This window comes from Pseudomonas sp. V98_8 (assembly GCF_029967975.1).
Lineage (GTDB): Bacteria > Pseudomonadota > Gammaproteobacteria > Pseudomonadales > Pseudomonadaceae > Aquipseudomonas > Aquipseudomonas umsongensis.
Map to the genome: position 1 here is coordinate 1 of NZ_JASCAE010000105.1, position 10746 is coordinate 10746.

At 59.4% G+C, this 10746-nt stretch carries 11 protein-coding genes; 3 read left to right on the top strand and 8 right to left on the bottom strand.

Going from position 1 to position 10746, the window contains the following annotated elements; genetic code table 11:
• Window positions 1-66 precede the first annotated feature (66 nt).
• Window positions 67-1680, bottom strand: coding sequence for an NAD(P)/FAD-dependent oxidoreductase (locus QLG10_RS29160; RefSeq protein ID WP_020798118.1), 1614 nt, complete (start codon window positions 1678-1680; stop codon window positions 67-69).
• 95 nt (window positions 1681-1775) lie between these two features.
• Complete coding sequence (locus tag QLG10_RS29165; protein ID WP_248678290.1) at window positions 1776-2441, bottom strand: hypothetical protein; 666 nt, start codon at window positions 2439-2441, stop codon at window positions 1776-1778.
• Between the two features lie 213 nt (window positions 2442-2654).
• On the opposite strand from QLG10_RS29165, the gene QLG10_RS29170 reads away from it, so the two are divergent.
• Entirely contained in the window at window positions 2655-2984 is a 330-nt protein-coding gene (locus QLG10_RS29170) for a hypothetical protein (RefSeq protein ID WP_282488452.1), read from the top strand.
• 34 nt (window positions 2985-3018) lie between these two features.
• On the opposite strand, the gene QLG10_RS29175 is transcribed toward QLG10_RS29170, so the two are convergent.
• Window positions 3019-3615 carry a short chain dehydrogenase gene (locus QLG10_RS29175; RefSeq protein WP_110748906.1) on the bottom strand — a complete coding sequence of 199 codons (597 nt, stop codon included), beginning with the start codon at window positions 3613-3615 and terminating at the stop codon, window positions 3019-3021.
• A 106-nt stretch (window positions 3616-3721) separates the two neighbouring features.
• Between QLG10_RS29175 and QLG10_RS29180 the strand changes: the two genes are divergently transcribed.
• Window positions 3722-4630, top strand: coding sequence for a LysR family transcriptional regulator (locus tag QLG10_RS29180; protein WP_282488453.1), 909 nt, complete (start codon window positions 3722-3724; stop codon window positions 4628-4630).
• Between the two features lie 194 nt (window positions 4631-4824).
• On the opposite strand, the gene QLG10_RS29185 is transcribed toward QLG10_RS29180, so the two are convergent.
• The 5 genes from QLG10_RS29185 to QLG10_RS29205 form a co-directional block, all read right to left on the bottom strand.
• Window positions 4825-5526, bottom strand: coding sequence for an ABC transporter ATP-binding protein (locus QLG10_RS29185; RefSeq protein WP_020798122.1), 702 nt, complete (start codon window positions 5524-5526; stop codon window positions 4825-4827).
• Window positions 5527-6294, bottom strand: coding sequence for a high-affinity branched-chain amino acid ABC transporter ATP-binding protein LivG (gene livG / locus QLG10_RS29190; protein ID WP_046816659.1), 768 nt, complete (start codon window positions 6292-6294; stop codon window positions 5527-5529).
• Window positions 6291-7547, bottom strand: coding sequence for a high-affinity branched-chain amino acid ABC transporter permease LivM (locus QLG10_RS29195; protein WP_110748910.1), 1257 nt, complete (start codon window positions 7545-7547; stop codon window positions 6291-6293). Before QLG10_RS29195 ends, livG begins: the two co-directional genes overlap by 4 nt.
• Window positions 7544-8467, bottom strand: a complete 924-nt coding sequence (livH, locus tag QLG10_RS29200; RefSeq protein ID WP_282488454.1) for a high-affinity branched-chain amino acid ABC transporter permease LivH — start codon at window positions 8465-8467, stop codon at window positions 7544-7546. The genes QLG10_RS29195 and livH overlap by 4 nt, the downstream gene beginning before the upstream one ends.
• A 233-nt stretch (window positions 8468-8700) precedes the next feature.
• Complete coding sequence (locus QLG10_RS29205) at window positions 8701-9828, bottom strand: branched-chain amino acid ABC transporter substrate-binding protein (RefSeq protein ID WP_020798126.1); 1128 nt, start codon at window positions 9826-9828, stop codon at window positions 8701-8703.
• Window positions 9829-10177: 349 nt separating this feature from the next.
• Here QLG10_RS29205 and QLG10_RS29210 point away from each other — a divergent pair, with 349 nt between their 5' ends.
• Window positions 10178-10483 (top strand): DUF2288 domain-containing protein, encoded by a 306-nt coding sequence (locus QLG10_RS29210; protein ID WP_110748912.1) that lies wholly within the window; start codon window positions 10178-10180, stop codon window positions 10481-10483.
• Window positions 10484-10746: the final 263 nt, after the last annotated feature.

The following is a 10746-nucleotide window of genomic DNA, read 5'->3' on the forward strand; positions in this document are numbered from 1 at the left end:
ATTCAACAGAAACGTTGGCTGATCCACCGCCTTCGCGAGCAAGCCCGCTCCCACAAGGGATATGCGTCAGGCTTGGAGGCCGAGGATATCCCGAGCCACCGCTTCGGCGATGCGAATGCCATCGACACCCGCCGACAGAATCCCGCCCGCATAACCCGCGCCTTCGCCGGCCGGGAACAGGCCCTTGACGTTCAGGCTCTGCATCGACTCGTTTCGCGTAATTCGCAGCGGCGACGAAGTGCGGGTTTCGATCCCGGTCAACACCGCGTCATGCAGCGAGTAACCGCGAATCTGTTTCTCGAATGCCGGCAAGGCTTCGCGAATCGCCTCGATGGCGAAGGCCGGCAAGGCCAGCGCCAGGTCACCCAGGGCAACGCCCGGTTTGTAGGACGGTTCAACGCTGCCCAACTCGGTGGACGGCTTGCCGGCGATAAAGTCGCCGACCAGTTGCGCCGGTGCCTCGTAGTTGCTGCCGCCGAGCACAAAGGCGTGGGATTCCAGACGTTCCTGCAACTCGATACCGGCCAACGGACCGCCCGGGTAATCGACTTCCGGGGTAATCCCGACAACGATCCCGGAGTTGGCGTTGCGCTCGTTACGCGAGTACTGGCTCATGCCATTGGTCACCACGCGATTTGGCTCGGACGTCGCCGCCACCACCGTGCCGCCCGGGCACATGCAGAAGCTGTAGACGGAACGGCCATTCTTGGCGTGGTGCACCAGTTTGTAGTCGGCGGCGCCGAGTTTCGGGTGGCCGGCGTACTTGCCCAGGCGCGCGCGGTCGATCAGCGACTGCGGGTGCTCGATGCGGAAACCTACCGAGAATGGCTTGGCTTCCATGAACACGCCACGGCCGTGCAGCATGCGGAACGTGTCCCGGGCACTGTGGCCGAGGGCCAGGATCACGTGTTTGGAGTGGATCTGCTCGCCGCCATCGAGTTCGACGCCAACCAGTTGGCCGTCCTCGATAAGCACGTCGGTAACCCGCTGCTGGAAGCGCACTTCACCGCCCATGGCGCGAATCTGCTCACGCATGTTTTCCACCACGCCTGTCAGACGGAACGTACCGATGTGCGGTTTGCTGACGTAGAGGATTTCTTCCGGGGCGCCGGCCTTGACGAACTCATTGAGGACTTTGCGCCCGATGAACTTCGGATCCTTGATCTGGCTGTAGAGCTTGCCATCGGAGAATGTCCCCGCGCCGCCCTCGCCGAACTGTACGTTGGACTCGGGGTTGAGCACGCTTTTACGCCACAGGCCCCAGGTGTCCTTGGTGCGCTGGCGCACTTCGGTGCCGCGTTCGAGGATGATCGGCTTGAAGCCCATTTGCGCGAGCAGCAGGCCGGCGAAAATCCCGCACGGACCAAAGCCGACCACGACAGGGCGCACACTCAGGTCGGCGGGGGCCTGGCCGACCATTTTGTAGCTGACATCCGGTGCCACGTTGACGTTACGGTCATCGGCGAACTTGTGCAGCACCGAGGCCTCATCGCGAACATCGAGGTCGATGGTGTAGATGAAGCACAGCTCGGAGGACTTTTTGCGCGCATCATAACTGCGCTTGAACAAGGTGAAATCGAGCAAGTCATCGCTGGTGATGCCCAGGCGCTGCAGGATGGCAGGGCGCAGGTCTTCATCGGGATGGTCGATTGGCAGCTTGAGTTCGGTGATTCGTAACATGGCAGGATCCGGTTCGCGGGGCGCACAACTGCGCCAGGGCGTTTGAAACCGGCGATTATAAGCCTCAAAGGCTCAGGCCCGTGAGGCTTAAACGATCAGTCGTCGCGCGATCCGCCGAAATACCCACAACCCCGTTGCACCTGGCCGTTGATTCGCAGTTCAGCACTCATGTGCTGGATGCTGCCGGTGCTGTTGTCGACGCAGCGTTGCGGTGCGACCCACAGTTCGATGTGCTGCTGGTTGGCTTCGGTGCTGAGGTTGAAGCGGCCTTCGCCCAATTGTTCCTCGACATAGGGCACGGCCAACGGCGCCTGGCCGGCGCGTTCAAGGACCATGCCTTTGCCCGTGACTCTCACGCTCCACTCAGGGGCATGGCCGGCGGCGCGCAGGATCAGCTTCTTGAAGTCGGGATCGGCACAGGCATTGCCCGAACGCTCGATGCGATACAGCTGTTCGAGGTCCAGTTGCCCATCACCGGAGCCGGAAACGATTTGCCCGCGCACATCGGCAAACAATTTGCCCTGGGCATCGGCCAGGCTCGCGGCCTGTTGCAGGACGCTGGTACCGCCCGTGTCGTTGACCGCATAACGTTTCTGCTCGCCGCATGGCTGGAACAACAGCTTGCCATCGGCTGCGCTCAACTGGCCCTGCATGCGGGCCTGGCCGACGTGGGAAGCGCTTTCCCGCGAGCCATCGAACAACTGGCATGCGGCGAACAGCGGAAGAAGGGCAACGAGGACTAAGGAACGGGCAGCACGCATCTTGGGGTCTCCTGACAGGTGCCGTCACGTTACTCAGGCTGACCGTTCATCACAACCCATGAGTGAACTTGCTTTGGAAACGCCGCCGCGCAAGAAACATTCAGCTGTACTTGAACCACCAGGGTGAAAGGCCTTTGGCCGTAACCTGTCGGTCTTGTTTATGCAGGAGGTGTTATGAGGGGCTCAGGCAAGCTGATTTTTGTGGCATTGGGAATGTTGGCAGCGATGCAATGCCTGGCGGCAGACATCGATCTTTCGTCCAGGTCGGACTTTACGGAAATGAACCTGGAGCTTAAGCGGGTCGATGATCCAAATCCGCAATCCATTGCGCTCAGGGTCATGCTCAGCCCTGATGCGCAAGGTCGCCTGGAGCAGGTAACGCGTCAGCAAATGCATCAGCCTTTGCGGCTGTCCATCAACGGCATCCTGGTCTCGACCGCGACGATCCAGACGGTGATCATGGGTCCCGGTCTGATGATATCCGTACCGCGCGAGATCGCTGGCAATCTACTGCCTACGCTGCTGGAACCTCCGGCAACCTGATGCGACGCTGAGTCAGCGCCGCACCTTGGTCTGTTCAGATGTGAAAGGTCTGACCTGTCTGCAAGCCTTCGACGCTCTTGGCGTAGGCCAATGCCACGTCGGCCGCCGGAACCGGCTTGAAGCCGCGGAAGTAGGGTGCGTATTTGCCCATGGCTTCGACCAGCACGTTCGGGCTGATCGAGTTGACCCGCAAGCCACGCGGCAATTCGATCGCGGCGGCACGGACAAAGCTGTCCAGGGCACCGTTCACCAGCGCTGCGCTAGCACCGCTGCGGATCGGGTCGTGGCTGAGCACGCCGGTGGTGAAGGTGAACGACGCGCCGTCATTCGCGAACTCGCGACCGATCAGCAGCAAGTTGACCTGGCCCATCAACTTGTCTTTCAGGCCCAGGGTAAAGCTCTCTTCGGTCATTTCATCCAATGGCGCGAAGGTCACGTTGCCGGCGGCGCAGACCAACGCATCGAACTTGCCCGTTTGTTCAAACAGTTTGCGAATCGACACACTGTCACTGATGTCCACTTGGAAATCACCGCTATTGCGGCCGATGCGCACGATCTCGTGGCGCTGGGACAGTTCCTTGTCGACGGCCGAACCGATGGTGCCACCTGCACCGATCAAAAGAATTTTCATACTGGCTGATCCTCGTATCGATTGAGTGAGGCCTCAGTTTAGAGTGGTTTTTTCCACGGATAAGCGCGCTAATAGGCAACCTTTAGTTTTCAAATGGAAACAATCCATGAGCGAGATGGATGACCTGGCGGCATTCGCCGTGTTGGTCGAAGCAGGCAGCTTTACCTTGGCGGCGCAGCAATTGGGTTGCAGCAAGGGCCAGCTGTCCAAGCGCATAAGTCAGTTGGAAGCGCAGTTTTCCGTGGTCCTGCTACAACGCACCACGCGACGCTTGAGCCTGACGGCGGCAGGCGCTGCGTTGTTGCCCCAGGCCCAGGCGCTGGTGGTGCAAGTCGAGCGCGCGCGCCAGGCCTTGGCACGATTGAAGGATGACATGGCGGGCCCGGTGCGGATGACCGTTCCTGTGTCGCTTGGGGAAACGTTCTTCGATGGCTTGTTGCTGGAGTTCTCGGCCCGGTATCCCCAGGTGCAGATCGAGCTGGAGCTCAACAACAACTACCGCGATTTGTCCCGTGACGGCTTCGATCTGGCGGTCCGCTCCGATGTGGCGATTGACCAGCGCCTAGTGGCGCGCCCGCTACTGGCGTGGCGGGAGTTGACCTGTGCCAGCCCGGCTTATCTGGAGCAATACGGTGAACCGCAGTCTCCTCAGGCGCTGGCCGAGCATCGCTGCTTGCTCAACAGCCACTACAGTGGTCGGGAGGAGTGGTTGTATCACCAACAACACGAGTTGTTGCGGGTGCGGGTTTCGGGACCGTTCGCCAGTAATCATTACAACCTGTTGAAAAAAGCCGCACTGGCTGGCGCCGGCATTGCCCGCTTGCCGTCCTATGCATTGCCAGAGGAATTGGCTGACGGGCGTTTGCGCTGGCTGCTGCGTGAATATCAGACACGCAGCATGCCGATGTATCTGGTGCATCCGTATCAGGGTGGGCTGCCCAGGCGTACGCAGGTGCTGGCGGATTATTTGATGGGCTGGTTCAAGCGCAGCGGCGAGGCGCTGGACAGGCTTTGAATCATCACACGCCCCCTGTAGGAGCGAGCATGCTCGCGATGAGTCCGACAGCGCCGCGGGGCATCAGGTTTCCAGCGTTATGGTTGACGTCCATCGCGAGCATCTCGCTCCTACAGGGGGCAATGTCGTTGTTGAAGTTTGGTGGGCAAAAAAAAACGGCCCGCTAAGGCCGTTTTTTTGTTTACCGCAAAGGCTTAGCCACCGAGGTACGCATCGCGCACTTTCGGATCGGTCAACAGCGCTTCACCGGTGCCTGTCATCACCACTCGCCCGTTCTCCAGCACGTAGGCGCGGTCAGCGATTTTCAGCGCCTGGTTGGCGTTCTGCTCGACCAGGAACACCGTTACACCGTCCTTGCGCAGCTGTTCGATGATATCGAAGATCTGCTGGATGATGATCGGGGCCAGGCCCAGTGAAGGCTCGTCGAGCAGCAACAGCTTGGGTTTGCTCATCAGCGCACGGCCGATGGCGAGCATTTGCTGTTCGCCGCCGGACATGGTGCCGCCACGCTGGCTAAAGCGCTCTTTCAAGCGTGGGAAAAGTCCGAGGACCTTGTCCATCTGTTCCTGATAGTCGCCTTTGGCGGTGAAAAAACCACCCATCGAGAGGTTTTCTTCGACGGTCAGGCGGGAAAACACCCGACGACCTTCCGGCACCACGGCAATGCTCTTGCGCATGATCTGCGAAGAATCCTGCCCGACCAGTTCCTCACCCATGTAGCGGATGCTGCCGCTGTGGGCCCGCGGCGAACCGCACAGGGTCATCAGCAGCGTGGACTTGCCGGCACCGTTGGCGCCGATCAGGGTCACGATCTCGCCCTGGCGGACTTCGACGTTGACGCTGTGCAGGGCCTGGATCTTGCCGTAGAAGGTGGAAACGTTTTCGAACTGCAGCATTTACGCTTCCCCCAGGTAGGCTTTGATCACTTCAGGATTGTCACGGATCTGTTCCGGCGTACCGTTGGCCAGAGGCGTGCCCTGGTTGATCACGACGATGTGGTCGGAAATGCTCATGACCAGTTTCATGTCGTGTTCGATCAACAGCACGGTGACGTTGTGCTCTTCACGCAACACGCTGATCAGCGCCTTCAGGTCCTCGGTTTCCTTCGGGTTCAGGCCGGCGGCTGGTTCGTCGAGCATGAGGATCCGCGGACGGGTCATCATGCAGCGGGCGATTTCCAGACGCCGCTGTTGACCGTAGGCCAGGGTGCCGGCCGGACGGTTGGCGAACTCCTTGAGGTTGACCTTTTCCAGCCAGTACTCGGCAAATTCCATGGCCTCGCGTTCGCTCTTGCGGAACCCCGGGGTCTTGAACAGGCCGGACAGGAAGTTGGTGTTCAGGTGGCGATGCTGGGCGATCAAGAGGTTCTCGACCGCGGTCATGTCCTTGAACAACCGCACGTTCTGGAAGGTACGCACCACGCCCTTGAGGGCGATCTTGTGGCCCGGCAGGCCTTCGATCGGCTCGCCATCGAGCAGGATGCTGCCGCCGCTTGGCTTGTAAAAGCCGGTTAGGCAGTTGAACACGGTGGTCTTGCCGGCGCCGTTGGGGCCGATCAGGGCAACCACTTGTTTCTCTTTCACGCTCAAGGCAACGCCGTTGACCGCCAGCAAGCCGCCGAAGCGCATGCTCAGGTTTTCTACTTTAAGGATCTCGCGGCTCATTTGCGCAGCTCCATGTGAGGACGTTGCATGGGCAGCAGACCCTGAGGGCGCCAGATCATCATCAGTACCATCAAGGCACCGAACATCAACATGCGGTACTCACTGAACTCACGCATCATTTCCGGCAGCAGGATCATTACCACGGCGGCCAGGATCACACCCAGCTGCGAGCCCATGCCACCCAGTACCACGATGGCGAGGATGATCGCCGACTCGATGAAAGTGAAGGACTCCGGCGTCACCAGGCCCTGACGGGCAGCGAAGAAGCTACCGGCGAAACCGGCGAAGCTGGCACCCAGGGTGAACGCCGACAATTTGATCACGGTAGGGTTCAGGCCCAGTGCACGGCAGGCAATCTCGTCCTCACGTAACGCTTCCCACGCGCGGCCCAGGGGCATGCGCAGCAGGCGATTGATGACGAACAGCGCTCCGAGCGCCAGCAACAGCGCAACCAGGTACAGGAAAATCACCTTGTTGATCGAGTTGTAGGCGATGCCGAAATACTCGTGGAACGTCTGCATCCCTTCAGCGGCCTTACGTTCAAAGGTCAGGCCGAAGAACGTTGGCTTCTCGATGTTGCTGATGCCGTTCGGACCGCCCGTGAGGCCGGTCAGGTTACGCAGGAACAGACGGATGATCTCACCAAAGCCCAGGGTCACGATCGCCAGGTAGTCACCGCGCAGACGCAGCACCGGGAAACCGAGCAGGAAACCGAAGGTGGCGGACATCAGGCCGGCAATTGGCAGGCAGATCCAGAAGCTCAAACCGTAGTAGTGCGACAGCAGCGCGTAGCTGTAGGCGCCGACGGCGTAGAAACCGACGTAACCGAGGTCGAGCAGGCCAGCCAGGCCGACCACGATGTTCAGGCCCAGGCCCAGCATCACGTAGATCAGCACCAGCGTCGCGATATCCACTGCGCCGCGAGAGCCAAAGAACGGCCAGACCAGGGCGCCGGCGATCAACGCAATGATGATCCAGCGTTGGGTGGTCGGCAGGGTCAGGAAGTTACTGGCCTTGGCCGGAATCAGCGGCATGCTCGGCGAGGAGCGCCAGGCCGAGCTGATCTGCTGGTCGAACAGAACGCGCAGGAACATCAGCACCGAGCACACGGCGATGGTGATCAACGTGGCGGTGCTGGTGCCATGGACTTCGAGGTTGATGCCAACGATGCTCAGCTTCAAACCCAGTACCGGATAGGCGACGGCCCATACCAGCAAGGCACTGAACAGCGCCTGTTTAAGATTCCTAGTCATACTTTCTCAACCTCCGGGCGGCCCAGCAGGCCGGTTGGCCGGAACAACAACACCAAAACCAGGAGGCCGAACGCCACGACGTCCTTGTATTGGTCGCCGAAGATATCGGCACCAAAGGCTTCCGCCACACCCAGCACCAGTCCGCCAAGCATGGCGCCCGGAATGCTGCCGATACCGCCCAGTACCGCGGCGGTGAAGGCCTTGAGGCCGACCAGGAAACCGGCGTTCGGGTTGATCACGCCGTACTGCATGCTCAGCAGCACGGCCGCAATGGCCGCCAGCGCGGCACCGATGACGAAGGTCAGGGCGATGATGTTGTTGGTGTTGATACCCAGCAGGTTGGCCATCCTGATGTCTTCGGCACAGGCGCGGCAGGCGCGACCCAGGCGAGAGCGGGAGATGAACAGCGTCAGGCCGAGCATGGCGATCAGGGTCACCACGAACACCACGATTTGCATGTAGGAAATCAGCACTTCATGTGCGCCACCTGGTCCGAAGGCAAAGTTGCCCGGAATCAGGTTGGGGATGGATTTGTCCTTGGAGTCTTGCGCCAGCAGAACCGTGTTCTGCAGGAAGATCGACATGCCGATGGCAGAAATCAGCGGGATCAGACGGTTGCTGCCGCGCAAGGGGCGGTAGGCGATCCGTTCGATGCTGTAGCCGTAGGCACTGGTGACGACGATGGTCGCCAGGAAAGCGGCGGTCATCAACAGCGGAACACTGTCGAGTCCCAGCATGGCCAGCCCGGCGATGGCGATGAACGCCACGTAGGAGCCGATCATGTACACCTCGCCGTGGGCGAAGTTGATCATTCCAATGATGCCGTAGACCATCGTATAGCCGATGGCGATCAGGGCATACGTGCTGCCAATGGTCAAACCATTAACCAGCTGTTGGAAGAAGTGATAGATGTCAGGCATTACAGCGCTCCTAAAAACCTGATACGCATTTCACTGGTGGAGTCATTTTCCCGCCCGGGCCCCGTGGATCTGCATCCACTTCGAATCCGGGATTTGCCAGCGAACCGCTGATGACGGTTTTGAGATTTTCAGGTGGGGAGACTAGCGGATCACGCCAGCGCGGCCCAGATACGTTCGTAAAACAAAGCCCACGGCACGCCGTGGGCTTTGTTGGCAGTCAGTCAGGCAGGGCCTTACTGAGGCTTGGCTTCAGTTTTTGGTTTGCCGAAGTGCCACTCGTAAACCACGAATTTGAAGTCTTTCAGGTCGCCCTTCTCGTCGAAGCTCAAGTCGCCGGTAGGGGTCTTGAAGGTGCCTTTGTGGATGGCTTCAGCCACTTTGGCGGAGTCTTCGGACTTGGCCGCCTTGATGCCTTCGGCAATCACTTCCACAGCCGAGTAGGCCGGGAATACGAACGGACCGCTTGGATCTTCTTTCTTGGCCTTGAACGCGTCAGCCAGGGCGATGTTGGCCGGATCCTGGTCGAAGGATTTCGGCAGGGTCACCAGCAGGCCTTCGGAGGCGTCCTTGGCGATCTGCGAGATGGAGTCGTTACCCACGCCTTCCGGACCCATGAACTTGGCTTTCAGGCCTTTTTCTTGGGATTGACGCAGGATCAGGCCCAGTTCCGGGTGGTAGCCGCCGTAGTAGACGAAGTCGACGTTGGCTTGCTTGAGCTTGGCGATCATCGACGAGAAGTCCTTGTCGCCGGCGTTGACGCCTTCGAACACGGCAACCTTCACGCCTTTGCCTTCCAGGGTTTTCTTCACGGCAGAGGCGATGCCTTCACCGTATTGCTGTTTGTCGTGCAGGACGGCGACGATCTTCGGTTTTACGAAGTCGGCGATGTAGTTACCGGCGGCAGGGCCCTGGGCGCTGTCCAGACCGATGGTGCGGAACACCATTTTGTAACCACGGTTGGTGATGTCCGGGCTGGTGGCTGCCGGGGTGATCATGATCACGCCTTCGTCTTCGTAGATGTCCGAAGCCGGTTGAGTGGAGCTGGAGCACAGGTGGCCAACCACGAATTTCACGCCGTCGTTGACGACTTTGTTCGCGACCGCTACCGCTTGTTTTGGATCACAGGCGTCATCGTATTCAACGGCTTCGAGCTTCTTGCCGTCTACGCCGCCTTTGGCGTTGATCTGTTCAATGGCCATTTTGGCGCCGCTGAACTGCATGTCGCCGTATTGGGCTACAGGGCCGGTTTTTGGGCCGGCGATGCCGATCTTGATGGTGTCAGCTGCGAACGAATGGCTGGCAACCCCGGCCAGAACCATAGCGGCAAACAGTTTGGAAATCTGCTTAGTAGCCTTAGTCATAGTGCTCCACTCTTACTGTTGTAATTTTTATAGTCCTGGCGCCGTCGGCGGCAGAACCGGGTCAGTATCTACGACATTCCCCGGAAAAGCCCCTCGGCAACTGTACCGGTACAGTGTAGAGCGCCGATCGTCAGCCTGGGAAGCTGGCGTCAGGGGGCAAAACTTGGGGGTGTCGCTTATTTGAAAGAAAAAGTCAGAATTGCGGCGGGGCTTTGACGGGCTTATAGCCAGATTCCGTGCATTCCTTGGCATTCCTGCGCTTTTCATTCGATCCTGCAAATTGCATCTGGGTTTTTCTGCCTGATCACCGACGTTATCATTGCGTCGATTTCTTTTCCGGACCGGACCCATGATTGAAGAACCTAGCACCCTCTATGCCAAGCTGCTTGGAGAAACCGCATCTATTACCTGGAAGGAGTTGGAGCCGTTCTTTGCCAAGGGTGCCCTATTGTGGGTCGACCCCGGCCTTGATTTGATCGCTGCCGCCGAAGCCATGGCGACCGATGATGGCGAGAAAGTGGCCGCCTGGCTGGCTGACGACAAGGTCGCCAAGCTGTCTGAATCGCGGGCGCTGGATCTTTTCGAGCGCGATCCGTCGTTGTGGGCAGTGGTGGTTTCGCCGTGGATTATGATCCAGGAAAAGGCGCAGGGCTGATTGACTGCACCCTATTGGTGCGATGACCTGGCAGGGATAAGTGTGTAGCCGAGTAGCGTGATGGCACGTTGCCGTAGAGAAAGGCCACAGGTTCACGGTGACGTAAACGTAACGGGAACAGTTGGGGGGACAATTAAACAGCTGCTCAATTGTTTCTGAATGTTGTTTACCTGCAGTTTACGCGGTGAATGTCAGATCGCTTTCGCGAGCAAGCCCGCTCCCACATTCGACCGCGTTCCGTCAGTAGGGATGCGGTCGAATGT